This is a genomic window from Hymenobacter busanensis (genome assembly GCF_008727865.1).
Lineage (GTDB): Bacteria > Bacteroidota > Bacteroidia > Cytophagales > Hymenobacteraceae > Solirubrum > Solirubrum busanense.
In genome coordinates, this window is record NZ_VTWU01000003.1 from 587,621 (window position 1) to 609,708 (window position 22,088).

General features: G+C 63.1%; 39 protein-coding genes. 37 read left to right on the forward strand and 2 right to left on the reverse strand.

What is annotated here, in order from left to right; translation table 11 throughout:
* The 7 genes from F0P96_RS10395 (at position 1) to F0P96_RS10425 (ending at position 3,240) form a co-directional block, all read left to right on the forward strand.
* Complete coding sequence (locus F0P96_RS10395; RefSeq protein ID WP_151078790.1) at positions 1–489, forward strand: hypothetical protein; 489 nt, start codon at positions 1–3, stop codon at positions 487–489.
* A 4-nt stretch (positions 490–493) separates the two neighbouring features.
* Positions 494–700 carry a hypothetical protein gene (locus F0P96_RS10400; RefSeq protein WP_151078791.1) on the forward strand — a complete coding sequence of 69 codons (207 nt, stop codon included), beginning with the start codon at positions 494–496 and terminating at the stop codon, positions 698–700.
* A 146-nt stretch (positions 701–846) separates the two neighbouring features.
* Positions 847–1,587 carry a hypothetical protein gene (locus F0P96_RS10405; RefSeq protein ID WP_160620211.1) on the forward strand — a complete coding sequence of 247 codons (741 nt, stop codon included), beginning with the start codon at positions 847–849 and terminating at the stop codon, positions 1,585–1,587.
* Positions 1,584–1,805 (forward strand): hypothetical protein, encoded by a 222-nt coding sequence (locus F0P96_RS10410; RefSeq protein ID WP_151078793.1) that lies wholly within the window; start codon positions 1,584–1,586, stop codon positions 1,803–1,805. Before F0P96_RS10405 ends, F0P96_RS10410 begins: the two co-directional genes overlap by 4 nt.
* On the forward strand, positions 1,802–1,996 hold the full coding sequence (locus F0P96_RS10415; protein WP_151078794.1) for a hypothetical protein: 195 nt from the start codon (positions 1,802–1,804) through the stop codon (positions 1,994–1,996). The genes F0P96_RS10410 and F0P96_RS10415 overlap by 4 nt, the downstream gene beginning before the upstream one ends.
* Positions 1,993–2,394, forward strand: coding sequence for a hypothetical protein (locus F0P96_RS10420; protein WP_151078795.1), 402 nt, complete (start codon positions 1,993–1,995; stop codon positions 2,392–2,394). The genes F0P96_RS10415 and F0P96_RS10420 overlap by 4 nt, the downstream gene beginning before the upstream one ends.
* A gap of 3 nt (positions 2,395–2,397) precedes the next feature.
* Positions 2,398–3,240 (forward strand): DNA adenine methylase, encoded by an 843-nt coding sequence (locus F0P96_RS10425; RefSeq protein WP_151078796.1) that lies wholly within the window; start codon positions 2,398–2,400, stop codon positions 3,238–3,240.
* A gap of 15 nt (positions 3,241–3,255) precedes the next feature.
* Here F0P96_RS10425 and F0P96_RS20965 read toward each other — a convergent pair whose 3' ends face one another.
* Positions 3,256–3,417, reverse strand: coding sequence for a hypothetical protein (locus F0P96_RS20965; protein ID WP_160620208.1), 162 nt, complete (start codon positions 3,415–3,417; stop codon positions 3,256–3,258).
* Positions 3,418–3,581: 164 nt separating this feature from the next.
* Here F0P96_RS20965 and F0P96_RS10430 point away from each other — a divergent pair, with 164 nt between their 5' ends.
* The 20 genes from F0P96_RS10430 (at position 3,582) to F0P96_RS10525 (ending at position 16,009) form a co-directional block, all read left to right on the forward strand.
* The gene (locus F0P96_RS10430; RefSeq protein ID WP_151078797.1) at positions 3,582–4,280 is read left to right on the forward strand and encodes a hypothetical protein; all 699 of its coding nucleotides are present in this window, start codon (positions 3,582–3,584) and stop codon (positions 4,278–4,280) included.
* Positions 4,277–4,690 carry a hypothetical protein gene (locus tag F0P96_RS10435; protein WP_151078798.1) on the forward strand — a complete coding sequence of 138 codons (414 nt, stop codon included), beginning with the start codon at positions 4,277–4,279 and terminating at the stop codon, positions 4,688–4,690. Before F0P96_RS10430 ends, F0P96_RS10435 begins: the two co-directional genes overlap by 4 nt.
* Positions 4,687–5,613 carry a YdaU family protein gene (locus tag F0P96_RS10440; RefSeq protein ID WP_151078799.1) on the forward strand — a complete coding sequence of 309 codons (927 nt, stop codon included), beginning with the start codon at positions 4,687–4,689 and terminating at the stop codon, positions 5,611–5,613. The genes F0P96_RS10435 and F0P96_RS10440 overlap by 4 nt, the downstream gene beginning before the upstream one ends.
* Positions 5,610–6,035, forward strand: a complete 426-nt coding sequence (locus F0P96_RS10445) for a hypothetical protein (RefSeq protein WP_151078800.1) — start codon at positions 5,610–5,612, stop codon at positions 6,033–6,035. The genes F0P96_RS10440 and F0P96_RS10445 overlap by 4 nt, the downstream gene beginning before the upstream one ends.
* Positions 6,032–7,060 (forward strand): DnaB-like helicase C-terminal domain-containing protein, encoded by a 1,029-nt coding sequence (locus F0P96_RS10450; protein ID WP_151078801.1) that lies wholly within the window; start codon positions 6,032–6,034, stop codon positions 7,058–7,060. The genes F0P96_RS10445 and F0P96_RS10450 overlap by 4 nt, the downstream gene beginning before the upstream one ends.
* A gap of 41 nt (positions 7,061–7,101) precedes the next feature.
* The gene (locus tag F0P96_RS10455) at positions 7,102–7,311 is read left to right on the forward strand and encodes a hypothetical protein (protein ID WP_151078802.1); all 210 of its coding nucleotides are present in this window, start codon (positions 7,102–7,104) and stop codon (positions 7,309–7,311) included.
* A 74-nt stretch (positions 7,312–7,385) separates the two neighbouring features.
* Positions 7,386–7,589 (forward strand): hypothetical protein, encoded by a 204-nt coding sequence (locus F0P96_RS10460; RefSeq protein WP_151078803.1) that lies wholly within the window; start codon positions 7,386–7,388, stop codon positions 7,587–7,589.
* 7 nt (positions 7,590–7,596) lie between these two features.
* A complete protein-coding gene (locus F0P96_RS10465; RefSeq protein WP_151078804.1) occupies positions 7,597–8,031 on the forward strand; it encodes a hypothetical protein in 435 nt (144 codons plus the stop codon).
* Positions 8,028–8,210, forward strand: coding sequence for a hypothetical protein (locus F0P96_RS10470; RefSeq protein ID WP_151078805.1), 183 nt, complete (start codon positions 8,028–8,030; stop codon positions 8,208–8,210). The genes F0P96_RS10465 and F0P96_RS10470 overlap by 4 nt, the downstream gene beginning before the upstream one ends.
* Positions 8,203–8,541, forward strand: a complete 339-nt coding sequence (locus tag F0P96_RS10475; RefSeq protein WP_151078806.1) for a hypothetical protein — start codon at positions 8,203–8,205, stop codon at positions 8,539–8,541. The genes F0P96_RS10470 and F0P96_RS10475 overlap by 8 nt, the downstream gene beginning before the upstream one ends.
* 10 nt (positions 8,542–8,551) lie before the next feature.
* Complete coding sequence (locus F0P96_RS10480) at positions 8,552–8,848, forward strand: hypothetical protein (protein WP_151078807.1); 297 nt, start codon at positions 8,552–8,554, stop codon at positions 8,846–8,848.
* Between the two features lie 56 nt (positions 8,849–8,904).
* Positions 8,905–9,165 (forward strand): hypothetical protein, encoded by a 261-nt coding sequence (locus tag F0P96_RS10485; protein ID WP_151078808.1) that lies wholly within the window; start codon positions 8,905–8,907, stop codon positions 9,163–9,165.
* A gap of 131 nt (positions 9,166–9,296) precedes the next feature.
* Entirely contained in the window at positions 9,297–9,590 is a 294-nt protein-coding gene (locus F0P96_RS10490) for a hypothetical protein (RefSeq protein WP_151078809.1), read from the forward strand.
* A gap of 80 nt (positions 9,591–9,670) precedes the next feature.
* Positions 9,671–10,210 (forward strand): hypothetical protein, encoded by a 540-nt coding sequence (locus F0P96_RS10495; RefSeq protein WP_151078810.1) that lies wholly within the window; start codon positions 9,671–9,673, stop codon positions 10,208–10,210.
* Between the two features lie 41 nt (positions 10,211–10,251).
* Positions 10,252–11,013 (forward strand): terminase small subunit, encoded by a 762-nt coding sequence (locus F0P96_RS10500; RefSeq protein ID WP_151078811.1) that lies wholly within the window; start codon positions 10,252–10,254, stop codon positions 11,011–11,013.
* Positions 10,997–12,469: a phage terminase large subunit gene (locus F0P96_RS10505; protein WP_151078812.1), complete on the forward strand. Its 1,473-nt coding sequence runs from the start codon at positions 10,997–10,999 to the stop codon at positions 12,467–12,469. The genes F0P96_RS10500 and F0P96_RS10505 overlap by 17 nt, the downstream gene beginning before the upstream one ends.
* A 260-nt stretch (positions 12,470–12,729) precedes the next feature.
* Positions 12,730–14,571, forward strand: a complete 1,842-nt coding sequence (locus F0P96_RS10510) for a hypothetical protein (RefSeq protein ID WP_151078813.1) — start codon at positions 12,730–12,732, stop codon at positions 14,569–14,571.
* On the forward strand, positions 14,571–14,777 hold the full coding sequence (locus F0P96_RS10515; RefSeq protein ID WP_151078814.1) for a hypothetical protein: 207 nt from the start codon (positions 14,571–14,573) through the stop codon (positions 14,775–14,777). The genes F0P96_RS10510 and F0P96_RS10515 overlap by 1 nt, the downstream gene beginning before the upstream one ends.
* The gene (locus tag F0P96_RS10520) at positions 14,778–15,680 is read left to right on the forward strand and encodes a hypothetical protein (protein ID WP_151078815.1); all 903 of its coding nucleotides are present in this window, start codon (positions 14,778–14,780) and stop codon (positions 15,678–15,680) included.
* 35 nt (positions 15,681–15,715) lie between these two features.
* On the forward strand, positions 15,716–16,009 hold the full coding sequence (locus F0P96_RS10525) for a hypothetical protein (protein WP_151078816.1): 294 nt from the start codon (positions 15,716–15,718) through the stop codon (positions 16,007–16,009).
* 52 nt (positions 16,010–16,061) lie between these two features.
* Here the strand turns inward: F0P96_RS10525 and F0P96_RS10530 are convergent, their stop codons facing one another.
* On the reverse strand, positions 16,062–16,250 hold the full coding sequence (locus tag F0P96_RS10530; protein WP_151078817.1) for a hypothetical protein: 189 nt from the start codon (positions 16,248–16,250) through the stop codon (positions 16,062–16,064).
* Between the two features lie 56 nt (positions 16,251–16,306).
* On the opposite strand from F0P96_RS10530, the gene F0P96_RS10535 reads away from it, so the two are divergent.
* From F0P96_RS10535 to F0P96_RS10580, 10 genes are all read left to right on the forward strand, one after another.
* Positions 16,307–16,636 (forward strand): hypothetical protein, encoded by a 330-nt coding sequence (locus F0P96_RS10535; RefSeq protein WP_151078818.1) that lies wholly within the window; start codon positions 16,307–16,309, stop codon positions 16,634–16,636.
* Between the two features lies 1 nt (position 16,637).
* The gene (locus F0P96_RS10540) at positions 16,638–16,850 is read left to right on the forward strand and encodes a hypothetical protein (protein WP_151078819.1); all 213 of its coding nucleotides are present in this window, start codon (positions 16,638–16,640) and stop codon (positions 16,848–16,850) included.
* A 23-nt stretch (positions 16,851–16,873) separates the two neighbouring features.
* Positions 16,874–17,761 carry a hypothetical protein gene (locus F0P96_RS10545; protein WP_151078820.1) on the forward strand — a complete coding sequence of 296 codons (888 nt, stop codon included), beginning with the start codon at positions 16,874–16,876 and terminating at the stop codon, positions 17,759–17,761.
* 36 nt (positions 17,762–17,797) lie between these two features.
* Positions 17,798–18,829: a hypothetical protein gene (locus F0P96_RS10550; protein WP_151078821.1), complete on the forward strand. Its 1,032-nt coding sequence runs from the start codon at positions 17,798–17,800 to the stop codon at positions 18,827–18,829.
* 118 nt (positions 18,830–18,947) lie between these two features.
* On the forward strand, positions 18,948–19,940 hold the full coding sequence (locus F0P96_RS10555) for a hypothetical protein (RefSeq protein ID WP_151078822.1): 993 nt from the start codon (positions 18,948–18,950) through the stop codon (positions 19,938–19,940).
* A gap of 5 nt (positions 19,941–19,945) precedes the next feature.
* Positions 19,946–20,233, forward strand: a complete 288-nt coding sequence (locus F0P96_RS10560; RefSeq protein ID WP_151078823.1) for a hypothetical protein — start codon at positions 19,946–19,948, stop codon at positions 20,231–20,233.
* A 2-nt stretch (positions 20,234–20,235) separates the two neighbouring features.
* Positions 20,236–20,745, forward strand: coding sequence for a hypothetical protein (locus F0P96_RS10565; protein WP_151078824.1), 510 nt, complete (start codon positions 20,236–20,238; stop codon positions 20,743–20,745).
* A 38-nt stretch (positions 20,746–20,783) separates the two neighbouring features.
* On the forward strand, positions 20,784–21,149 hold the full coding sequence (locus F0P96_RS10570; RefSeq protein WP_151078825.1) for a hypothetical protein: 366 nt from the start codon (positions 20,784–20,786) through the stop codon (positions 21,147–21,149).
* 1 nt (position 21,150) lies between these two features.
* Positions 21,151–21,447: a hypothetical protein gene (locus F0P96_RS10575; protein ID WP_151078826.1), complete on the forward strand. Its 297-nt coding sequence runs from the start codon at positions 21,151–21,153 to the stop codon at positions 21,445–21,447.
* Positions 21,448–21,449: 2 nt separating this feature from the next.
* Positions 21,450–22,088 (forward strand): hypothetical protein, encoded by a 639-nt coding sequence (locus F0P96_RS10580; protein ID WP_151078827.1) that lies wholly within the window; start codon positions 21,450–21,452, stop codon positions 22,086–22,088.

A 22,088-nucleotide genomic window follows, 5' to 3' on the forward strand; every position in this document is an offset into this window, starting at 1 on the left:
ATGTCGCTGCTCTCCCTTGCCTGCCTCGACCCGCGTTTTTGCGTCAACCCCAACCACCTGCCGCCCACCGAGCGGTTGGCCTACTGGTTGGCCAATCCGCTGCTGGCCTATCACCAGCCCCGCAAGATGGACGCCACGCGCCGCACGGCGGCCGGCTACACCACCGACGGGGAGCGGGAGGCCCTCATCACCCGCCTGCAGGCCGCCCGTGCCGCGGCGTTGGGCGCGGTCGGCCGCTTCGCCGCGGAGCCCGAGGTGAGTTGGGGCGCGTTGACGGGCCTCTTCAAAGACGACGCCTTCCCCGAGCTGCACGACGAAAAGCGGCAGCGCACCCCCTTGCTGGCCTACGCCAAGACGCTGCACCCGCTGGAGTACGCGTGGCTAGCCGCCCACCTGCGCCGCGTGATTGAACACCGCGCGGCGGCGCTGGAAGAACAGCGCGAAGCCGACCGCATTCAACTGGATTTGGACTACGACACCGCTGCCTAACGCCATGAACTACGCCCTCGAATGCCAAGAAGCTGCCGGCCAGCGCCTGCTGACCCGCATTTGGTGCCACCTGACGCCGCTTTGTTCCTACGCCTCCCCCGAGGGCGTGGCCGCCTTCGAAGCGCGCCGGCAAGTCAACAACCTTCAAAAATTCGGCTACCCCTCGCTTGCGGCCCTGCAGCAGGCGTTGGCCGCCACCGCCTCTGCCTAAGTGAAACCCCGCAAACGCAAACAAAGCCCCGGCTTTCCGCCGCCGGTCACACTCAACGACTTGCACCGATGAACCCCGAAGACCTGAACACCCCGACCCCGCCGGCCGCTTCCGCTATAGGAGGGGGAGGCGCGCCCGACTTGAATTTGGACCACATGCAGGCGTTGGCTGATAAGGCTACGCCGGGGCCGTGGTTGTCTAAGAAAGGCTTTATCGGCGCCAAACACGCCGCCTTTTTGGTGAATGACTACCACGACGGCATTCACATCCATTGGGGCGACAAAGGCCACGGCAACGGCACCGAACAATCATTCGACAACGCGGCTTTCGTCGCCGCCGCCCGCTCTTTCGTTCCCGCCGCCATTGCCCGCATCAAAGAACTGCAAGCCGCCACCCCCGCTGCTTCTTCCGGTGTAGGCACGACGCAGGATGAGGCCAAGGCATTGCGCAAAGCCCTGCAAAAGGCTTGTGTTAAAGCCGATAATGGGAGTTCGCATATTCCTGTGCCTGTTGATGTTGTGGATAGAATATGGGGGTTCCTATCAGCGGATACCACCCTTCGGTCGGCGGCCTCCCCTGTAGTAGCGCCGCAGCCGTGGGTGCCGATTGGCGAAGCATTGACTTGGCTTGAGAACGGCGAAGAATACGTGGTGCTGACCCGCTACAAAGGCAAACTGCACCGCTACATATTCCCTTACTACAACGACGGTTTCCACGGCCCAGCAGGCTTCTACCACCCTGGCGACGAAGAAGGTGGGCCCTTCTTGATTACCACCGAGGCGCAGTACGGAGAGGTAGTATATGTGCTGCCGTATCCCGAATTGCCCGAAGCACCCGCCGCCGCCCCCACCGGGCAAGCCACAGAGAAGGGAGGTGCTTCGCTATGAGCCAGCACAACGACTTCGAACACGGCTTCCACGAATGGGAGACGGAAGAGCGGCCGGGCACCAGCTGGAAAGCAGCCGCCGGGGCCCTGGTTGGGTTGGGCCTGACCATCGGCCTGTTTGCCTGCCTGTACGCGGTGCGCCATCGCAACCGGGTGGCGGGGCTGGCCTTGGCCGGGCTGCTGGGTTGGGCGCTGCACCTCAAGTGGACGCTGCTATGAACCAGCCCTCCAAACCCACCGGCGAACAAGCCGACGCCCTGCTGGCCGAATTAAACCACCCGTTGCTGGACTGCGACGACAAAAGTCGCCTGCTGGCCTTAATGGCTCCCAACACGGCCGATGCCTGGGACGACGCCCTGGCTGCCACAAAAGCCCTCATTGCCAAACGCGAACAAGCTACTTCGGTATGACAACTTCCCGCCAACGCGGCGCGGCGGCTTCGGCTGCCGCGCGCAAACCCGACCACTTGCCCGAACCGGTTCGGCGCACCCTCGCCCGCTGGCACGGCAAGTCGCTGGCCTTGGCCACGCTGCCCGAACTGCAGAACGCGCTCAAGTGCTTGAGTGCGCATTCCGATGCCGTGGGACAAGACGTGCGCGCCCGCCAGCTGTGTGCGGCCTTGAACCAGGAATTGACGCTGCGGCCCGGCGACGCGCCCACGCCGCCGCCGGCCTTGTACGAGACGCCCGAACAACGCCGGGCGCTCTACCTGCAATACTTGGCATCCGGACGCTCGACGCCCACCGCCCCGCACGTTCCCGCCCACAACCCCAAGCCCGCCCCCGGTGGTGGGATGATGAGCCTGTAGACGATGAAAACGCCCATTTCCTACTACGGCGGCAAGCAGCGCCTCGTGCCTGAAATCCTGCCGCTCATTCCCAAGCACACGCAGTACGTCGAGCCGTTTTGCGGCGGGGCGGCCGTGTTCTGGGCCAAGAACCCCAGTGCGCACGAAGTCATTAACGACATCGACGGGCGGGTGGTGAACTTTTACCGCGTGCTGCAAACCCGGTTTCCGGAATTGCAGCAGATGATTCGCGGCACCTTGCACAGCGAAGCGGATCATCGGCGGGCCAAAACCATAATGGACTTGGAAGAAGCCGACTCAGTAGAAAGGGCGTGGGCCTTCTGGGTGCAAACAGCACAAAGCTTTAGCAATAAACTGTACAGCGGCTTTGGTCACGGACACAACCGCAGCGATGGTGGCAAGTTCACCAACACTGTCAACAGCAAGCGCCTGCAGATTGCAGCCGACAACGGGCTCTACACTTCGCGCTTGGAAGGGGTTGAGGTATTCAGTCGTGATGCTATCGGCTTGATAAAAGCCAAAGACCGCGCTGATGTATTCATGTACCTCGACCCGCCTTATAAGGGTTCCAACTGCGGGCATTACACCGACAAAGTAGAGGTGTTCGACCGGCTTCTGGAAATACTGCCAACCCTGCAGTGCAAGTGGCTGATGAGCAGCTACCCCGATGAGCGCTTGGATGAACTGCGAAAGCAGCACGGCTGGCACACGCAAGACATCGACGCCAACCTCTCGGTATCGGGCAAGCACAATGCGGGCAAGCGCAAGACCGAATGCCTGACCTGGAACTACTCGCTGGCCGAGGAACCCATTGGCCTCTTCGCAAAAGAACACCTCGCCGCCTGACGCGCCGCCGCTCCCCTAGTGGGAGGAGGCCGGCGGGGGGAGGGTGATGGGGCCGTGCTTGGCTTCTGATTCCTGCACCAACCGCTCCATGAATTTGCGCACCTCTTTGGAGAGGTCGGAATGGTCCCGCTGGGCTGCAATCATGGCTTTGTCCCGCAGCTCGGCGGAGACCTTCATGTTAAAAAGCACGGCGTCAGCCATGTGTTTCGGGCGGGCCACTACGGTCTGGTGCATGGTTCAGCGGGCTAATGTATACCAAAGATACAGATAATATCTTTACGTATTTACTTGATAAAGATAACGTCTTTACCTAACTTCGTTTCAATCTCAGCGCCTCCGACATGGAAACCCAACAAGCAATCAAAGAACGCCCCATCTTGTTCAGCGCCCCGATGGTGCGCGCTATCCTCAGCGGCGCTAAGACCCAGACGCGGCGCATTGTGAAGCCGCAGCCCTCCCTCAGTATTGAGGCGGTCAAGCCCGAGTGGGCCGCCGAATGGATTGAAAGCATAGGCAAGCAGTTTGTTGTCAACAGAGGTCTTTGGAAGCACGATTTCCCCAAAGCTTCCTTATTGGCGCATGAGTTTGTTGCGTGCCCCTACGGCCAACCCGGCGACCGGCTGTATGTACGGGAAACGTGGGCTTGCCCGAAGCAGTTGGGCGGCTCGTTTGTGCGGGAAAAGGCAAAGTACCGCGCCGATTACGAAGACTTTGCCACCGTAGCTGTTGGTGCGATGGGTGGCTGGAAGCCTTCTATTCACATGCCCCGCACACTCAGCCGCCTCCTGCTCGAAATCGTGTCGGTACGAGTGGAGCGGCTGATGGACATTAGCGAAGAAGATGCGAAGGCTGAGGGCGTGAACCTCGTGCACGTAAACAAGAAGGGCGGCCAAGAATGGGAGAACTACTTGGATGATTGGGCCTTTGAATACTTCGCAAAGGATTCCTACGCTACCCTTTGGGAGAAGATAAACGGGCTCGGCAGTTGGGCTACCAACCCCTGGGTGTGGGTGGTGGAATTTAAGCGAGTGGAAGCATGAACCGCCGCACCCCTCTCCACCGCACCACCCCCTTGCGCCCCGCCGGCGGCTTGCCCCGCGTGAGCCCGAAGCAGGGCCAAGTGAACCGGGCCAAGCGCCGGGTGTACGACGCCACCAAGGCCGCCACCTGCTTTAGCTGCGGGGAAGCCTGCCAGGCGCCGGCGCTGACGCCCAGCCACATTCTGACCCAGGGACGCCACCAGCGGCAGCGTCTGAATACGCTCAACCTGGTATGGGAATGTTGGCCCGTGCACTGCCTCTGGGAGAACAACAAGGCCGACTACGCCCGGCGGTTTCCCGAAGCCTTTGCCAAGAAGATGGAGCGCATGCAGCAACTCGATCCGCAAGCCTACGCCTTCTTCCGCATGAAGAACGGCGGGCTGTTCACCGCTAACGGGGTGGAGCAATGAAAGCGCCGTGGTTTCCCCTGTACACCGGCGACTTCCTGGCATCCTCGGATGTGCAGCTGATGAGTGCCGCCGAAGTGGGTGCCTACCTGCTGCTGCTAATGCATTCCTGGCAGTCGGACACGCCCGGTTATTTGCCCAACGACGAAGGCCGGTTGCGGCGCCTGTGCCGCATGACGCCCGACCAATGGGACGACTGCAAAGACCTGTTGCTGGGCAAGTGGCCCGTAGCCGAAAACGGCTTGCGCTTCAACACCCGGCTTTTGCTCGAGGCGGCCAAACAACAGGACCGACGCGAACGGTTGGCGGCCAACGGCCAAAAGGGCGGTCGGCCGACGAAAAACCAAAAGGTTACGAATGAAAACCTACAGGTTTCTGAGGAAAACCAAAAGGTTATTAAATCAAAACCATCTGGTTTGCTTTCACAACCACAGTCACAGTCTTCTAACGAAGACGAAAAGGCGCCGCCTCCGGACAAAGCCAAGCAGGTAGCCCAAGCCCTTACCAACCCAGCCGACGAACAACACTGGCGCGACGGGCCGCTGACCAAGCCCCGCCCGTTCGCCGTCATCTGCGACCGGCTCGGCTACGAGGGCATCGACTACGAGTACTACCGCAAAGCCATGCTGGTCGCCGCCGAAGACTCCGACGTGAGCCGCACGATAGCCCAGTGGAACAGCTGGATTCGCAAGTGGCTGGAGCACCAGACCAAAGACGGCCCGCTGCGCCGCCTGACCGACACCATGCCCACGGAGCCGACGCCGAAAACGGAATGGCCCCAACCCGGCAAGGAACGCCCCGGCCAAGTGATTGCCATTGACTGCCGGCCCTACGACGACGTGGCCACCCGCATGAAAGTGGCCTCCTACCAGCAGCACTGGCCCACCGCCATCATTCATCCCATCCAAAACCGCCGCTACCCATGAACCTGCTGACCGCCGCCGCCCGCGTAAAGGCCCGCCTTGCATCGGATTGGGAGTGGCTGCAACGCCAATTCGACCGGCTCGACACCACGGCCCCGAACGCCGCCGCCCGCCTCGTTTCGCTTGAGACCCGCCGCGAAGGCATGACCGAGCAGCTGGACTTGGTGGAAGCCGCCGAAGCCGCTGCCGACGCCCTGGCCACGGCCCAACACGAAGCCGCCCGCAACCTGCGCCTGCTTGACCGGGTGCTGGACACGTTCGAGTTTCAGTTGCCGCCCTTGCCGGCCGAGGTGCAGCAGGTCCACGACCGCCGCAGCGCCCTTATCGCCACCCTGCAGGCCCGCTACCCCAACGGCGTGCCGCACTTCGCCCCTGGGTGGGATGCCCACCTACTCGCCCAACAACCCCGCACCAAAGCCGCATGACCGCCTCCCTCCACGACCTGCGCAAACCCTTGGCAGTACAACCCGCCGCGGCAGCCGCCAAGCTGCTGGTGCTGCCCAAAGACAAGGTAAAAGCCGACGCGCTGAACTTCTACAAGTTCGGCCACGGCAACGGCGAAACGACCCACTGGCCTGCCCTTGACCCGTTTTGGAAGTGGCTCAAGAAGGAAATCACCATCTGCACCGGCTACCCCAACCACGGCAAAAGCCGCTTCGTGCACCACCTGATGCTCATCAAGGCCGCCCGCAAGCAGTGGCGGTTCCTGCTCTACGTGGCCGAAAACGAGGACGACTTCTACGTGGACATGGCCCAAATGCTCGTGGGTCGCACCGCCAACTACGCCGCCGGGCACGACCGCATGACGATGGACGAGCTGACCCAGGCCCTCGATTGGATTCTGGAGCACTTCGTCGTCGTTACCGCACCGGAAGGGGCCACCCCCAAAGCCTTGATTGACGAGTTCGTGCGCCTCGACAAAACCGACCGCGCCGCCGGCGGCAAGGGTTTCGACGGCATCCTGATTGACCCCTGGAACCAGCTCAGCCACGAGTTTGCCACCCGCGAAGACCTGTACCTGTCGGAGCAGCTGAGCATGCTGCGCCGGGTGGCGAAGGAACGCGACTGGTCGGTGTGGGTAACGGCCCACCCGGCGGGCAACGTGAAGGACAAAAACGGCAAGCTGGCGTGCCCCGATGCCTACTCCATTTCGGGCGGCAAGATGTGGAACAACAAAGCCGACAACGTGCTGGCCGTCTACCGCCCGGCCTTTCCCGACCCGATGACGGAGCTGCTGGTGCACAAAATCAAGAAGCAGGGGCGCGTCGGCAAGCCCGGCACGCTCACGCTGACCTACAACGTGCCGCAAAGCCGCTACTACCCCGAAGTAGGCGACGACAGCCACCCGCTCGATTCGGTCAGCTTCAACGCGCCGGGTGTGCCGCGCAAGCTGACCGACCTGCCGCCGTCCTCTTTCGACACCGCGGCCCAAGAAATGCCCTGGAATTAACGGCCCCGCCGCCTCCCTCCTTACCCAGTAGCCCCGAGACCATGAAAGCCTTCCTCCGCTGCCTGTTCGATAATCCCGCTAAGCGCTTTCACCGGCTTACGCACCCGATTGCCGTGGTGGCGCACTCGCCGGATTCCATCATCCTACAGGACCACTTTAAGCACACAGAGGTCTTTGTCAAAAGCGAGCCTGTTGGTTGTGCGCTGCTCTTCGCCTACAAAACCGGTGACATCCTGACCATTCCACGCTAGCCCTCGTGCCCTCCCATGAACGACACCCCCACGCCCCAGCTTCTTTCCTAACAAGAGCCACACGACCTACTGCCATGCCCCGCATCCAACACAAGGACTTAATAAACGGCTGCCATCTGGTGGCTAAGGACAACCCGACGCACACCGCCCTCGTCGTCGGCAAATTCCAATCACCGCGCGGCGAAGTGCTGTATGAACTGCGGGAAGAGTGGGTGCCGAGGGATTTCCCCGTTCGGTATGACCTGTCCACCATCCGCCGCTACTTCACACTCACCTAGCCCCACCATGAACGACACCCCCACACACCACGCCCCCGCACCGGGCGGGCCGCCGGACTTGTTGACCGATGAAGCGGCGCTGATGAATGCCTTGATGGTCGCCGCCTTGGCAAAAGGAGGCGTCAAAGGCCGGGTTACTGCCCTGATGAACGTCGCGCTTAACTACCAAACACAAGCCCAAACCGCCCTCGCGGCCCTCACCCTAGAGCGAAACGCCTTGGAAGAAGCCCTGACGCTGCAGCGGGTGCAGACCGCCGACGCGCTGCGGGAGGCGACCCGGCCCCTGGTGCTGCCGCAAGACGCGCCGCTGGGCATGAAGGACTACACGGACCTCGCTGAGAGGCTGAATGCGAGGCTGCAGCGCCGATTGGAAGAGGCCGCCCGCCACCTCGGCATCGACCTAGACAACGATTCTCCCACGCCTGAACCTGTACAGCAATGAGCTACCTCAAGAAGATTCTCCCGTTGGCGCTGATGAGCGCCGCTCTGGGTGGGGGGTTAATGCCTGGGCTCCGGTTCCCCGAGCGCATCAACCACGAAGAGACAAACGAAGGCGCTGCCGAGCGCAACCGCAAGGCTGCTGCAAAACGAGCCCGCAAAGCCGCCAAGCGGAATGGCTAGCGCCCGCTTCAAGACCCTGCCGCCCAACTGCCGCATCGTCTCAGAGACGCCACGCCCCGCCACGCGCCCACAGGTGCCGCCTGCTGCGACTTCGGCCGCCCAGACAGACAAGTTAGTGCCGGAACCGGCCGATGCTCCTGACGCGCCTAAAAAGCCCCGAATCGTCGCCACTCCCGACCAAACCAAAGACGCCGCGCTGCGCCCCCGGTTCGCCCTGGCCAAATGGCCCGACTACGAGGGCCTGCGCTTCACCGCCCACGGCCTCACCACCGCCCAAGCCGACACCCTGTGCCGCGCCGCCGAAGCCGCCGGTATTCTTCCCCAGTCCTAACCCCGAAGCCATGAAACTGATGAAATTGACGCTTGAGTTTACCAGCGAGATTGAACTTGCCTACGACGAAGAGTCGCCCGAATTTCAAGAAGCCTTGGCCTCCTACCGCGAGTTGGCAACCGGCGACCCGGACACCACCGCACGGGAGATGGTGCAGCACGTGGCCCACCAACTGCGCGAATGGGGCGACCACCACCGCATCATTGAATGCGTCGGGTACGTCGGCTTGCTTGGCAGCCCGACCCCCGCAGAGAACTACAGCGGCATTCAGGTTGGCCCCGATTACGCTGAAAGATGGGCCCTGTAGCTCTAAAAACCAACCTTTTGCCCCTCCGCCGCGCCCGGTAGGCGCGAACCCCTGCGATGAGCCAAGACATTCACATCAACCAAGTCATCGACCACATCCTGAAAGAGGCGGACCTGAGAACCTTGCAGGCCGGGCAATCAGGCGAATACGGCGACCGAGGCGCGACCGATTTGCGCACGGCGGTGGAGTACTACCGCTACGGATTTCAGGGTGTGTTGCCGCCGGCTTGGCGTAAGTATGCCGACCAAGTGGCGGCTGAAAACGACCCCGAACACGCCGAGTACCTGCGTCTAAAAGCCAAGTTTGAGCGCAAATGACCTCTAAACCGCCCTTCTCCACCCCCTCTGCCTTCCTGGGCACCCCCAATCTGGCCTCTTCCCCTGCTGTTCCGGCACCGACCCCGGCACGGGTGGTGGAGGGAGGGGGGCGGGTGGCGTTGCCTCGAAATGTGCCAACGCTCACCGTTTACCCTGATGGACGGGTAACACCCAGCAGCGAAGCCGTGGCCTTGTTTGGGCGCGACGCGGAAGGCATTTGCTTCTACGAGCCGCCCAAGGTTCGCCCCGGGTGCACCCCGCAACTGTGGCAGGTCGGCGCCGGCGAATGCCACCTGTACCGCACGGCAGGCCACGGCGGGCACATTCAACTACGTGCCGCCGGCCAGTGCCCGCCCGCGGGCCGCTACCTCTTTACGCCGGTGCGCGACAACGCCGCCCGGTACGCCCTGGTGCCCATCGGATAAGTTTTGCGGGGCCGTAGCACTATTTCCGCTTTCCGCCCGGCGTTCCTTCGTGTAGCCCCGTTCCCGCTACCCGAAAGCCCATGCTCCGCCTCTACGCCAGCGCCACGCCGAGCGCCCAACCCTTCTACACCGGCCGCGAAACGCCCGCCTCGGCCTACGCCCTGGAACAGCGCCTGCAACGCGCCTACCGCCAGGCCCTCTTCGCCGCCGACCTCGACACGCTGCTGGTCGCCTGTTTTGGGGAAGGACTCCGGCGCAAGCAGGTACACGCCGCCGAAGAGCGCCTGCAGTACGAGGTACCCGAACTCATTGCCCGCATGGACGCCGACGAGCTGCCCGAAGCCGCCGCCGCCCTCGATGCGCTGCCGCTGGCTGACTTCGTGGGACACGTCCTGAAGCTGGAGCGCCACCTGCTGCAGCGCGAAGCCGAGCTGGCCACCGACCGCCCCGACGACAAAGGCCACTGCCGCGCCGCCGGCCTGGGCAAAGGGCAGCCCCGGCGGGTGAAGCTCACGCCCGCCAAGCCCGAGCCGGTGCACGAGTTGCCCAAGCCCATCCTGCGCACCCAGCGCCGGAAGGCCCGCTACACCGACCCCGCCCAGCTGGCGTTGTGGCCCTAGGCTTTCGGCCGACGCATGCCCCTCAGACCTTTGATAGCGCCATGAGTATTGAAGCGGACGACGCAGTAGACGAGCAAGGGTTTACCACCAAGCAGCAACGGTTTGTGGAAGAGTACTGCGTGGACGGCAACGCCACCCAAGCGGCAAAACGCGCCGGCTACTCCCCATCGACGGCGTATTCTATCGGGTCGGAGAACCTGAAGAAACCTGAGATTAAGGCTGCCATTGCCGAGCGGCTTGCCTCGCTCGCGCTGGGCCCGGCGGAGGTAACCAAAATGACTTCCGAAATAGCGCAGTCGCGGCTCAATGACTACATGGTTATTCGGGAGGTGCAAGGCTATGAGCAAGTAGAACAGTATGTCACGGTACTCATCAGCCACGCCCGCAACGAGATCAAGCACCTAGAGGCCTTCATTGGGCGCAACAAGCTCACCAAGGAAAGTCGCAAGCCCTTTGATGAGAAGATAGCGGCGCTATACGAGAAGATAGCCGAATACGAATTTGAGGTAGACAAGTGGGGGGATGATGTTACCCGGCTGGTGCCCGGCCGCCCTGTTGTGCGCCGGGTTGCCGAACTGGACTTGGTTGCCCTGGCAGAAGCCAAAGATGGCGGCCGTATCAAATCCTTCAAGCACACGAAAGAGGGCGTTGTTGTCGAGACCTACGCCGCCGATGCCGCGCTGGATAAGCTGGCCCGCATGCACGGCCTCTACGAGAAGGACAACAAGCAACTGCAGCCGCAGCGCGTCGTGCGTCGCATCGGCGGCAAATCGCCCGTAGCACCGGATGGAACGGGAGCTTGAGTTGGAAATACTGCCGGACGCGGTAAACGAGCGGTTCTTTCCCCTGTTCGATAACTACGACCGGTACCTGCTGCTGTGGGGCGGTCGTGACAGCAGCAAAAGCGACTTCGTGGCCCTGAAGCTGTTGCTCGACTGCCTGACGCTGCCCTACTTCAAGTGCATTATGGCCCGCAAGATTGGCGACACGGTAGCCGATAGCCAATGGGCCACGCTCAAGGCCGTAGCCGAACGGGAAGGCATAGACGATCTGTTTACGTGGGGCATCAGTCCCTGCGTGATTCGCTGCAAGGGCAGCAAAAACCTCTTCGTGGCCCGCGGGCTCGACAACCCCAAGAAGGTGAAGTCGACCAAGGACCCGACGCATGCGTGGTACGAAGAGGCCAACGAAATCAGCGAAGACGACCACGACATTGTGGGCACCACCTTGCGCACCTCGCACGCCGGGGCAGTGATCCAGGAGGTGTTCACCTTCAACCCTGACCACCAAGAAGACTACAAGAGCTTCTGGATCTGGAAGAAGTTCTTCGACGCGACGGGCCACGCCAACGACACCAGCTTTGCGGGCAGCATCGACGTGGAAGTGGACGACGAGGTGGTGCGCCGCCCGTTTACGGTGCTGCATTCCAGCATCCGCGACAACCGATGGGCGCCCAAGGAGCGGGTGGCCCAATACAAGGGCTACGAATTCACCAATCCGTACCGGTACCGCGTCTGGTACTTGGGCCTGTGGGCCAAGAAGGAAACCGGCAACGAGTTCTACCCGCGCTTCAGCCGGGCCACCCACGTAAAACCCACGGACTACGTACCGGGCGTCAACATCCTGCAATCGTGGGACGCCAACAGCCTGCCGTACTGCGCCATGCTCTGCGCCCAAGCCCTCGACACGCGCAGCCAGGGCGGGAAGCTGCAGCTGCGCGTGTTTCGGGAATACGCGCTGCGCAGCCCCAACAGCGGCATTCGCAACACGGGCCGGCAGTTCCTGTTGGACCGGCAGGCGCAGGGGTGGCAGCAGAGCAGCGTGTACTTGACGGGCGATGCTTCGCTGCGCAACCGCAAGGTGGGGGAGGAACGCGAAAGCAACTTTCAGGACGTGCAATCGGCCCTGATGGGCTTCGAAACCGTCGATGGCAACCGCATCCCGGGGGCCTTGCACGGCGATTCGGCCGACCTCTGGCTACGGCGCAACCCCAACGTGGACCGCCGCCGCGACTTCATCAACTACTTGCTCGCAGGAGGCTTGCACAACGTAGAGGTGCAGATTGATCCGGCGTGCACCGAACTCATTGCCGATTTGGAGCTGACCCAGAAGGGCATCGACGGCAAGCTGAAGGAGAAGTACCACGACAAGGTGCTGGGCGCGACCTACGAGATACGCGGCCACTTCAGCGACGTGTTCGACTACTGGCTGTGCACGGTGTTGGCCGGCCAGTACGAAGCGTTCAAAGACGGGCGGTAGCCCCGGGGTATATTGGCCCCATGAACCTGCATTACCTGATTACCTATTGCTACCGGTGGCAACGAGCCACAGAAGAAGATCTATTGATTCCGGCCCCAGACCGCGCCACGGCTCTTCGGGCTTTTCGAAGCAGGTTTCCGCGTGGTTCGGGCGTGCTGGTTAAACGCGTGGAAGCGGTCTACAAATAAGCACAGCCTTTCCGCCGAACCCCGCCCGCGGTTGCTTTGTCGTGCGGCCTTGCCACGCGGCCGCGCCTGCTTATGAACGTAGAACAAGCCCGCGCCCGCGTCGAACCGCTGATTCTGACCGGCGGCACCCATCCCGACTACGCCCACTGCGTAGCGCACGCCGCGCGCAACCGCAAGTTCGCCACGGGCAACATCGCCTCGCTGCTCCGCCGCTACGTCAGCCGCGAGTCCGAAGCCGAGTTTGCCGTGCGCCAGGCGCTGACCATCAGCACCGCCCCGGCCGTGTGGAAGGAGCTGAGCACCCCGTTTCAGCAGGTCAGCCGCCTGAAGGGCAGCAACGTGGAACGCCGGTTCGACTACCCGGCCGACCTCTCCGACGACGAGCGCACCCGCCGCACGGCCATCCTGCTCTCGGCGGTCGATCAGTACTACGCCAACCGGCCCATTGAGGACTATTTGGCCGAGCACGTCGTGCAGTCGGAAGCCATGACGGACCCGAACGCGTGGCTGCTCACGGAGTTTCTGCCTTTCGACTTCCGCACCGAGCGCGCCCGGCCCTACCCGGTGCTCATGCCCTGCGAGGCCGCCGTGGACTTCGCCCGCGTGGCCGGGGTGGTGGAGTACGTCACGTTCCGCCTCGACGTGAGCGTGGACGGCATTACCGGCTCGCGCTACACCTGCTACCTCGACAACGAAAGCATCGACTACTGGCCCGTGCTCACCGTGGGCGGCGCCCAAGTATCCACGCTGCCCGCCGGCCGGCCCGCCGATGGGGTCTTGCGCAGCGAGCAGGGCACGCAGGTATGGGAGTACCGGGTGTTGCGCCACAATGCCGGCCGGGTGCCCGCGGCCCCCATCGGCTACGTGCCCGACCCCGAAACCCAGCGCCGCACCTTCGTGAGCCCCTTGCACCCGGCCCTGTGCTTCCTGGAAAAGGAACTCAAGACCGGCTCGGAGTTCGACGTGGTCATGGCCAAGGTCATGCACCCGCACAAAACCCAGTACGTGCCTGCCTGCCCGGGCGACGTGGCCCACCAGCAGGCCTGCATCAACGGCCGCAACCCCACGACCCAGGACACCTGCACCGTCTGCCACGGCTCCGGCCAAAGCCCCATTGCCACTTCGGCACTCGACGTGAACACGTTCCCGCTGCCCAAGGACATGGCCGACCTGAAGTTCAAGCTCTCGGAGATGGTGCACTTCAGCTCGCCCGACATCGGCATTCCCAAGTTCCAGATGGAATACGCCGAGTACCTGGTGAAGCGGGCGCAGCGGACCTTGTTCAACACCGAAACGCTCTCGCAGGTCACCGTCGCCCGCACCGCCACCGAGCGGCTGGCCGAAGCCGACCAGAAGAACACGGCGCTCATGCCCTTGGCCGAATGCCTCTCGCGCCTCTACGTGCACGCGGCCACCGTCTCGGCGGCCTACGTCGACGTGGCGCAAGGCTTGTCGGTGGTGTACGAGTACCCCAAGGACCTGATTCCCCCGAGCCTGCAGGACCTCGAAGCCGCGTTTGGCGAGGCCCAGAAAGCCGGGCTCGACACCATGTACCTGGAGCAGAAGTACCGCGACATCATCCGCCGCAAGTTTGCCGACAACCCCGAAGAGCGGCGCAAGATGGAGGTCAAGCTACGGTTCGTACCATTCGTGGGTGGGTCGGATGCCTACGTGCTCCAACTGGCCGCCTTGGGCTACATCACAGCCGAAGAACGCGTACTACGCACCCACCAGGACAGCATTTTCTACCGACTCGAAACCACCAACCCCAACTTCTACGACCTGGCCCCCGCCGCGCAGCAGCAGTTGGTCGACGCCGAAGTGGCCGCGCTGCTGGCGAAGCTGCCCAGCGCTACGGGGTCGGGCACGTTCCCCCGCGTAACCTTTAACCCGCCCGCCGCGGCAACCGCCTAATGACCACACCCCGACGCAAGCCCGAGCAATGGCTGGGCACGAGTGCCCAATACAAGCGCCTGCAACGCCGCGGCGTCTTGGTCCCCGGCTCGCTCAATGCCGCCGATGGGTCGGTGGGCGTTGCCACGGCCGCCGGCCCGGTTGTCTGCCGCCTCAACGAGTTCATCGTAGCCGAAGCCACCGGCTACAGCGTAGCGCCCGCGTAAATGAGCCCCGAAGAAGCCGCCCGCCAACGCCTCGCCGCCATTCAGTCGTTGGAAGACGAGCTGGCCGGGCATTTGTCGGCTATCCAACGGCGCCTGTACGAAGGGCTGCTGCTGCGCCTGCAAGACACGCTCGACAAGCCCGAGCTGCTACCGGGCCTGCTGGCGGAGTTCACCCAGTCGGTGTACCTGCCCTTCGTGGCCTACTACGGGCAAAGCGTGCTCACGCTCGCCGGGCTGCAAATCCGCTACTTCTCCGCCGTCGACGGCTCGACCAACTACGCCGCCCTCCGCCGCCCGTTAGAAGCCTACCTGCGGCAGTCGTTCGGCATCGATGCCGCTGGCAACCTGACGCCGGCCGGCTACTTGGCCACGTTCGTGGGCGACACCTCCGCCCAACGCGCGCTGCTCCAGTACGCCTACCGCTCCCAAGCCGCCGGGGTAGGGCTGCGGGAGTACCAGCAGGGCTTGAGCGACCTGGTGCAGGGTTCCAGCGACAAACCCACCCAGGGCCTCTACCACCAGTTGCACCGCGACGCGCCCGACACCTACCAGCGCGCCGACCGGGCCCTGCAAGGACTCGCGGCCGAGGAACTGCAGTTGCAGGCGGCCTTGTACCAGGGCGGGCTCATCGACAGCAGCCGCCCGTTCTGCGTGGCGCGCAACGGCAAGGTGTTTCTGCGGGAGGAAATAGCGCGTTTCGGCACGGCGAAGGATACCTACGGGGGCTACAGCAACAAGAAAGCGGGGGAGTTCCACGGCAAGAACGCCGACTACAACCCGCTCACCGATGCCGGCGGCCACAACTGCCGCCACGGGTACCACTTCATTCCCAACAGCGTGGCCATGCGCCTGCGGCCGGAATTGAAAGAAGACGGGAAAGGAGTACTCTATATCGGGGAATAGTGGTAGGTTGGGGCTTCACTTAACCGCTGCTATCAATGGCAAACGAACAAACTCCATTACCAGAAAACGAAGTGGTTGCTATCAGCATGTCACAGGCTGAACACATGCTTGCCTCCATGCTTGTGCTTGATCGAATCGAACAGCGCGTCAAGCAGCAGCACGAAATGTTGTTGCTGATTCTCTCTAAGGTCGCCCCGGGCGAGTACAAAGAGGAGGATTACGACTTAAAGGGCGGTGGTGATGGCGCCCTAGTGGCCTTGAAAGGAATTGAAGCTGACATTCAGTTCACCAAGCAACTCCTTGGCATGGGCAAAGCCACCGGCAAGTAGGCTCAAGCACATCCACACCGAAGCCCCGCCCGAACACGGCGGGGCTTTTTGTTTACATCCGGCTCACCGTGCGCAGCCGCCGGTTGAAGCCGCTGACCACATACGGGCCCACCGTGGCTACCACGAAGCCGCTCGGCGCCAGCTGCAACAGGTGTCGCCGCAGCCACAGGCGAATCAGGCGGGAGCCGTAGGGGTGCTTGGGAGTGGGCATGCCCAAAGGTAGGGCTTTCGGGTAGCGCATCGGGCGGCGTGGTTTGAGTCCACAAGCAAGTGGTTCTCACCCAACGCCTCCCTGTTATGTCCAAAACCCCATCCCGCCCGGGCCTCTCCAACAAGAGTGAGGCCGAGCTGCGCGCCATCCACCTCGAAGAGGTCGGCTCTGAAGCCGCGCCCGAACTCGACACCCGCGAGAAGCTAACGGAAGCCATCAAGGCCCACCGCGACGCCAACCCGGTTGGCACCGAAGAAACCGCCGCCCCTGCTGCCAAAGGCCGCGAGGCCCTGGTGAGCAAACGCCACAAGGAAACCGGCCTGGTGCAAGAGTTGCCCCAAGCAACCTGGGACCTGATCGGCAAGGAGGTGGAGCAATACGAGTCGGTGGTAAGCAAACCCTCTGACCTCAAGTAGCATGGCAACGAAACGCTACAAGCTCCAACTGGGCCAAGCCCCGGCGGAAACGGTCGGGCAAGAAGTAATCGACGCCCTCAAGCAAAACCGCACCCTACACAAGTACGACGTGACGGAGTTGCCCGCTGAGAAAGAGGCCGCCAAGCCCTCGGACTTGCGCCCCGAATCGGGCGAAGGGGAAAAATCAGCCAAGAAAAACACACCCGCGGCTTAACGCCGCACAACACCTATCCAGCAATGGACGAGAAAGTAATTGGGATTCTGGTAGCCGCCGCAGGTGTTACCGCCACTGAAGCTGCCGAGCTTTTAACCACGGATGAAGGCATTGCCGAACTGCAGTCGAAGGTCACGGCTAAGCTGGCCGAAATCAAAGACAACGCAGACAAGCGCGCCACGAAGAAAACCCGCGAAGCCGTAGAGGCCGCCCTGAAGGCAAAAGGCATTGAAAAGCCATCGTTTGCTTCCCTTTCCGACCACTTGGACGAATTGGAGAGCAAAACAGTGGCCTCAGCCAGCGCCGGTTCGCTCACCGACGATCAGGTGCTCAAGCACCCGGCCGTGGTGCGCTACAAGAACCAGTTGACCCTCGAAGCCGATCAGAAGGTGCAAGCTGCCAAGCAGGAAGCCGCCGAGGCCTTGAAAAAGGACCGCGAGGCTTTCACGCAGCAGCAGACCGATGCCAAGGTGCGCGCCTTTGCCGAACAGCAAGTAGATGCCTTGAAGCCGGTCTTCAGCAGCAACCCCGCCATTGCAGCCAACCAGCGCAAGGACTTGGTGGAAAAGTTGGTGAAGGCGGCGAAATGGCAAGCAGAAGGGAATGAATTGCGCCTGTTGGACGAAGACGATGAACTGCTCAAGGATGCCGCACAAAACGTGGTGAAACCGGAAGCAAAAGCGCGCGAAATCATCACCAGCTACTACGAGTTGCCCGTGTCACAGCCCCGCGAAAGCGCCGGTGTGTCGCAGGAACAAGTAGGCCGCTCGACGGCCACGACCTACGCGGGCCCCAAAAACCAGGAAGAGTACGACGCACAACTGCTGCTCACGGCGCCGGGCGCTGATCGACAGAAGTTCATTGCCGACTACAAAGCCTACCAAGAAACCCAAACGAAAACCGCAGTCTAAGGCCCTTCGCGCCGGGCTGCTCATCCCCTCTGTATCATGGCTGCTGGCGACTTCTCTGCCTCTACCTTGTCCACTGTTATCGAAAAACAGGAGGACCTTTTCAAAGACCCCCGCAATTCCCGGCTGTACGCCCCCAAGGCAGAAGCCCTGCTGGAAATCATCCGCATGCAGACGGCCAACGTCTCGCTGTTGAACACGTCGGCCCAGAACAAGGTCAAGATTGCCTTCGTCAACACGTCGGCCATCACGACCCAGGACTGCACCAACGAATGCGCCCCGGACGGCACGCTGCTGCAAACGGCCGCCCAGGAGTTTACCCTGAGCCAGTGCGTAGAGGCTACCCCGTTCCGCGTGGAAGTGCCGTTGGGCGCCGAGCCGGATAGCGTGTACGCCAACGGCGTGTACGGCCTGCCCGACGCGGTTGCCGCCGGCATGCTCAAGCAGGAGAAGGAAATCGTGGAGAAAATGGCGGCTGTGTCGCTGGGCTTGGTGGCCGCCAAAGCCGGCACCAACCAAGACCCCGCCCCCGAGTACGGCGCGGTCATTGCCGGCACCAACACCACGATTCCCGCCGCCAACTGGACGGCCAATATCTTTCCGTTCTTCCAGCTGGAAGCCGAGTTGAACCGCTTCGGCATGCCCTACATGCTGCACGGCCGCAACCTGTACCTGGAGAAGCTCAACGCTGTTCCCAACGCGCAGAACGACGACCAGCGCGACGAGCAGGCCAAGTACGACCTGATCGAAAGCGCCTGGGACCCCTTCAGCTTCCAGCGTGCGGCCCTGACCAACATTTCGCTGATGGTCGACGCCGGTGCTATTGCCTTCGGTGCCCGCAACGAGTACGGCGCCGCTGTGGTGGAGGCCGAAGCCAACGTGCGCGTGTTCAGCATTGCTTCGCGCTTCGTGCCCGGCGTGCGCTTCGACGTGAAGAAGATCCGCAAGTGCGTGAACGGGGTGTACTTCGACGTGTACACGATGAAGGCCCCGTACTTCGACATCATCAACAACCCCGCGAACGGCATCACCGGCGACACCGGCGTGCTCAAGTTCACCAAGGGGGCGTAAGGCTCTGCAGTAGCTGATGTAGGTGCAGAAGCCCGGCCGCTTGGTCGGGCTTCTCTCGTTGGTGGCTTTCGGCCGCACGGCCCGGCGGCGTCTTTTGGGTACCGCTACTGCTCCGACCATGCCCAACCCCTCCGACTGCCTGCACGGCCTGCTGGGCCTCTCCCAATCCGGCATTGCCTGCTTTCCGCTGCCGGCCGACGCCGCGTTCATCACCGCGTCGACCACGGGCCTCTACCTCGACACGGTGGAAGGCCTCTCGTTCAAACCCGGCCTGAGCCAAACACCCGGCGCCGACTTGTACGACCGGCTCCGCCGTGCCCGGCAGCAAGCCATTGAGGTGATCTACACCAACCTCGCCACCCGCGCCAAGAGCCAGGCGGGCAAGCTGCGCTACAGTGAGGCGGGCACCTTGGGCGGGCCGGGCAACGGCCAATTCGCGACCGAAGGAACGGCCAAGCTCACGCTGCCCACCGTCTACCGCCCCAACGGCCGCTACCAGCTGCAGAGCCTGCAACTGCTCACCGACCAAACCGTGAGCGGGGTGCCGGTGTACTTGAACGGCGAGCTGCTGGCCACCGTCACGACCAACGCCGCGCCGGTGGCCCTGGTCGACAAATACATTCCCTTCAGCGGCGAAGCCTACGTGCTCGAAGCCGCGCTGCCCGCCGGGGTGCGGCCGCGGCTCAACACGCTGACGTGCGGGTGCGGCAACCCGTTTGTGAATGCCGTGCGCGCGGCCCTGGTGCCCGGCGCCAACGTGAAAGCCCCGGCCGGTGGGTTTGTGGTGAGCGTAGCCGAGCAGTGCACCGTCGACGCCTCGCCCGTCTGCTACGCCCTGAGCCAGAGCGACGAACTCGCCCGCTACGTGGGCATTGCCTTGATGTACAAAACGGCCGAGCACGTCGTGGTGGGGTTCATGGCAGAAGCGGGTTACAACCGCTACACCAGCCTCGAACCCAAGACGCTGCAGGCGCTGGCGGAACTCTACCACACCAAGACCGACGAGTACCTAAGCTGGCTGCTGAGCGCCGAGGGCATCGGCTCGGTTGCGAATCCTTGCTACCAGTGTGCCGCCCCGGCTTGGCACCCCACCATGCAGCGCGTGAACTAAGCACCATGAAAAAAGCCCTTGGACAATTCGCCGGCGTCGTCGGCTTGGCTGCCGCCCTGTTGGCCGGTGCTCCGCAACAGCAACGCCCCGTGGAAACCACCACCGCCGATGTGCGCACAGTAGGGGAAGCGGGTGCGCCCGCCGCCGCACCAACGCAACAGCAGGCACCTTTGCAAAACCGCGCATCGGGTGTGCTGGACCAAATCCTGATGCATGTTGGCTACGACCGAGTGCGTCACAGGAGCCACCGGCCCACCCGCCGCTACCGCCGCCGCTTTCACCGGGGCTACTAACCGTGGACACGCTGGAACACGCCATCGAACGGGCCAAGGCGCAACTGCAGTTGCAGGCGCCGCGCGTGGTGCTGACAATGGCGCAGACGGGGCTTGCCCTGGTGGTGAACCGGCTGCAGACCGAAGGCTTAAAAGGGCGGCGCTACAGCACCAGCCCGCTGCCCAAGTTCTTCTTCCGGCCCACCAACGCGGCGGGCCGCGACTACGTGAAGCGCAGCAAAAAGCCCACGTATGCGGGCCTGCGGGAAGCGCAGGGCATGGAAACGCGCTTTGTCAACCTGACCTACACCGGCCGCATGCTGCGCAGCTTGGCACCCGTGCCGGCCGGCGTGGTGGCCAGCATTTTTCAGGCGCGCATCGTGGCGTCCGATGCCGAAAACGCGGCCAAACTGGAGCACAACCGCCGGCGCGAGGGGGATTTTCTGGCCCCCAACGCCGCCGAACAGCGCGAGGTCGACACCTACGCCCAGCGCGAGCTAGACCGCATCATCCAAACCGAGTTGAACGCATGAGGCGCGGCCACTACAAATGCCACCATGTTCCCGTGCCGATGTACTTCGGGCACCTGTACGTGCTCATCGGGCATGACCTATCTGCGACCTATGCCGCCGCTGGGTTTACCGACAGCGCCACCCCGGCCGGAGACAACCCCGAGGACTTCGAGGCCATTGTGTGGCATGCCTCGACCGGCAATAAGGAAGGCTTCTTTGCCATTCTTCGGCCCACGGCTACGCCCGAAACGGTTGCCCACGAGGCGCTGCACCTCTCGCACTACATCATGCGCAGTCGCGGCATTAAGCCCGACCTGAACAACGACGAGCCGCATGCCTATTTGCTGGGCTGGCTGGTCCGGCAAATGCACTACGCCCTGACCAGCAAAGAACTTGTTCCCGCTGCCACCATTAGCCTCCCCTGATATGAGCGACTACCGAAAGGCCCACGCCGTGCGGATTTGGCAAGACAAGCTAACCCGTGAATTCGAAGAGCAGCGCAGCTTCTTGTGGGAGGAAGTCATTGGGTTTGAAGGCCCGCTGGGCATCACCGGCGAGGAAGGCGAACCCATCGAATGGCAAAACCGCGCCCCCAAGTGCGTGGCGTACCTGGCTGACGGCTCGGTCCTGTGCCTGCTCGGCAGCCTGGAGCGGTGGAACAAACGGTGGGATAAGTATTTCAAAGCCCGCGACACGGCCGCCCTGCTGCCTTTCCTGAACTGACCATGAACGAAGCCCTAGCCGACTACCTCGCCGCCCGCGTCTATTCGCTGCCCTTCGTGGAGCGCAGCGTGGGGCTGGCGCGCACCTACGAACACCAGCTGCAGAACGGCGACGACTGGCGCACCGTGCGCCTGCCCGTGCCCGTCTCGTTCACGGCCGCCGAGTGCGAGCAGAACCCGCGCTACCTGGTGCCCGATGCCTCGACGGCTTCCATCTTCTTCCTGGAAGACTACGGGGCCACCCCGGCAGTCATTGCCCCGGGCATCAAGGGCTGGGAAAGCCGCCTGCGCCTGATTGGCCTCATCAACCCGGCCGGCCTGGTCGGGGAGTTGCACGAAACCGACCTGCTGGCCTCGCTGCTGGCCGTGCTGGGCGACGGCAAGACCGTGCGCTACCTGGGGCCGTTCCTCGACGTGCGCCTGCGCGCCACCGTGCTGCCCGCCGACGCCTCGCTGGTGAGCCGCTACACCTACGACACGCCCATGCTCTACCCACCCTACCGGTTGGTGGGGCTGGAGCTGACGGTGCGCTACCGCCTGGCCCGCGCCTGCACCCCGGCCGATCTGCCCACCCTCATCAACCCCAAGCCCGCGCCCGAGCCGGCGGGCTTTACCGGGGTGCTGGAATTTGCCTTGTCCTGA

What these genes read in the sequence shown, in the direction of transcription:
- F0P96_RS10470 (WP_151078805.1), top strand. Translation starts at nt 8,028, where the DNA reads ATGAGCTACCTCAAGAAGATTCTCCCGTTGGCGCTGATGAGCGCCGCT.
- F0P96_RS10445 (WP_151078800.1), top strand. Translation starts at nt 5,610, where the DNA reads ATGAACCTGCTGACCGCCGCCGCCCGCGTAAAGGCCCGCCTTGCATCG.
- F0P96_RS10410 (WP_151078793.1), top strand. Translation starts at nt 1,584, where the DNA reads ATGAGCCAGCACAACGACTTCGAACACGGCTTCCACGAATGGGAGACG.
- F0P96_RS10450 (WP_151078801.1), top strand. Translation starts at nt 6,032, where the DNA reads ATGACCGCCTCCCTCCACGACCTGCGCAAACCCTTGGCAGTACAACCC.
- F0P96_RS10555 (WP_151078822.1), top strand. Translation starts at nt 18,948, where the DNA reads ATGCCCAACCCCTCCGACTGCCTGCACGGCCTGCTGGGCCTCTCCCAA.
- F0P96_RS10550 (WP_151078821.1), top strand. Translation starts at nt 17,798, where the DNA reads ATGGCTGCTGGCGACTTCTCTGCCTCTACCTTGTCCACTGTTATCGAA.
- F0P96_RS10515 (WP_151078814.1), top strand. Translation starts at nt 14,571, where the DNA reads ATGACCACACCCCGACGCAAGCCCGAGCAATGGCTGGGCACGAGTGCC.
- F0P96_RS10430 (WP_151078797.1), top strand. Translation starts at nt 3,582, where the DNA reads ATGGAAACCCAACAAGCAATCAAAGAACGCCCCATCTTGTTCAGCGCC.
- F0P96_RS10400 (WP_151078791.1), top strand. Translation starts at nt 494, where the DNA reads ATGAACTACGCCCTCGAATGCCAAGAAGCTGCCGGCCAGCGCCTGCTG.
- F0P96_RS10465 (WP_151078804.1), top strand. Translation starts at nt 7,597, where the DNA reads ATGAACGACACCCCCACACACCACGCCCCCGCACCGGGCGGGCCGCCG.
- F0P96_RS10505 (WP_151078812.1), top strand. Translation starts at nt 10,997, where the DNA reads ATGGAACGGGAGCTTGAGTTGGAAATACTGCCGGACGCGGTAAACGAG.
- F0P96_RS10480 (WP_151078807.1), top strand. Translation starts at nt 8,552, where the DNA reads ATGAAACTGATGAAATTGACGCTTGAGTTTACCAGCGAGATTGAACTT.
- F0P96_RS10460 (WP_151078803.1), top strand. Translation starts at nt 7,386, where the DNA reads ATGCCCCGCATCCAACACAAGGACTTAATAAACGGCTGCCATCTGGTG.
- F0P96_RS10535 (WP_151078818.1), top strand. Translation starts at nt 16,307, where the DNA reads ATGTCCAAAACCCCATCCCGCCCGGGCCTCTCCAACAAGAGTGAGGCC.
- F0P96_RS10440 (WP_151078799.1), top strand. Translation starts at nt 4,687, where the DNA reads ATGAAAGCGCCGTGGTTTCCCCTGTACACCGGCGACTTCCTGGCATCC.
- F0P96_RS10475 (WP_151078806.1), top strand. Translation starts at nt 8,203, where the DNA reads ATGGCTAGCGCCCGCTTCAAGACCCTGCCGCCCAACTGCCGCATCGTC.
- F0P96_RS10560 (WP_151078823.1), top strand. Translation starts at nt 19,946, where the DNA reads ATGAAAAAAGCCCTTGGACAATTCGCCGGCGTCGTCGGCTTGGCTGCC.
- F0P96_RS10495 (WP_151078810.1), top strand. Translation starts at nt 9,671, where the DNA reads ATGCTCCGCCTCTACGCCAGCGCCACGCCGAGCGCCCAACCCTTCTAC.
- F0P96_RS10395 (WP_151078790.1), top strand. Translation starts at nt 1, where the DNA reads ATGTCGCTGCTCTCCCTTGCCTGCCTCGACCCGCGTTTTTGCGTCAAC.
- F0P96_RS10425 (WP_151078796.1), top strand. Translation starts at nt 2,398, where the DNA reads ATGAAAACGCCCATTTCCTACTACGGCGGCAAGCAGCGCCTCGTGCCT.
- F0P96_RS10435 (WP_151078798.1), top strand. Translation starts at nt 4,277, where the DNA reads ATGAACCGCCGCACCCCTCTCCACCGCACCACCCCCTTGCGCCCCGCC.
- F0P96_RS10540 (WP_151078819.1), top strand. Translation starts at nt 16,638, where the DNA reads ATGGCAACGAAACGCTACAAGCTCCAACTGGGCCAAGCCCCGGCGGAA.
- F0P96_RS10520 (WP_151078815.1), top strand. Translation starts at nt 14,778, where the DNA reads ATGAGCCCCGAAGAAGCCGCCCGCCAACGCCTCGCCGCCATTCAGTCG.
- F0P96_RS10570 (WP_151078825.1), top strand. Translation starts at nt 20,784, where the DNA reads ATGTACTTCGGGCACCTGTACGTGCTCATCGGGCATGACCTATCTGCG.
- F0P96_RS10530 (WP_151078817.1), bottom strand. Translation starts at nt 16,250, where the DNA reads ATGCGCTACCCGAAAGCCCTACCTTTGGGCATGCCCACTCCCAAGCAC.
- F0P96_RS10485 (WP_151078808.1), top strand. Translation starts at nt 8,905, where the DNA reads ATGAGCCAAGACATTCACATCAACCAAGTCATCGACCACATCCTGAAA.
- F0P96_RS10575 (WP_151078826.1), top strand. Translation starts at nt 21,151, where the DNA reads ATGAGCGACTACCGAAAGGCCCACGCCGTGCGGATTTGGCAAGACAAG.
- F0P96_RS10545 (WP_151078820.1), top strand. Translation starts at nt 16,874, where the DNA reads ATGGACGAGAAAGTAATTGGGATTCTGGTAGCCGCCGCAGGTGTTACC.
- F0P96_RS10525 (WP_151078816.1), top strand. Translation starts at nt 15,716, where the DNA reads ATGGCAAACGAACAAACTCCATTACCAGAAAACGAAGTGGTTGCTATC.
- F0P96_RS10500 (WP_151078811.1), top strand. Translation starts at nt 10,252, where the DNA reads ATGAGTATTGAAGCGGACGACGCAGTAGACGAGCAAGGGTTTACCACC.
- F0P96_RS10510 (WP_151078813.1), top strand. Translation starts at nt 12,730, where the DNA reads ATGAACGTAGAACAAGCCCGCGCCCGCGTCGAACCGCTGATTCTGACC.
- F0P96_RS20965 (WP_160620208.1), bottom strand. Translation starts at nt 3,417, where the DNA reads ATGAAGGTCTCCGCCGAGCTGCGGGACAAAGCCATGATTGCAGCCCAG.
- F0P96_RS10455 (WP_151078802.1), top strand. Translation starts at nt 7,102, where the DNA reads ATGAAAGCCTTCCTCCGCTGCCTGTTCGATAATCCCGCTAAGCGCTTT.
- F0P96_RS10415 (WP_151078794.1), top strand. Translation starts at nt 1,802, where the DNA reads ATGAACCAGCCCTCCAAACCCACCGGCGAACAAGCCGACGCCCTGCTG.
- F0P96_RS10580 (WP_151078827.1), top strand. Translation starts at nt 21,450, where the DNA reads ATGAACGAAGCCCTAGCCGACTACCTCGCCGCCCGCGTCTATTCGCTG.
- F0P96_RS10420 (WP_151078795.1), top strand. Translation starts at nt 1,993, where the DNA reads ATGACAACTTCCCGCCAACGCGGCGCGGCGGCTTCGGCTGCCGCGCGC.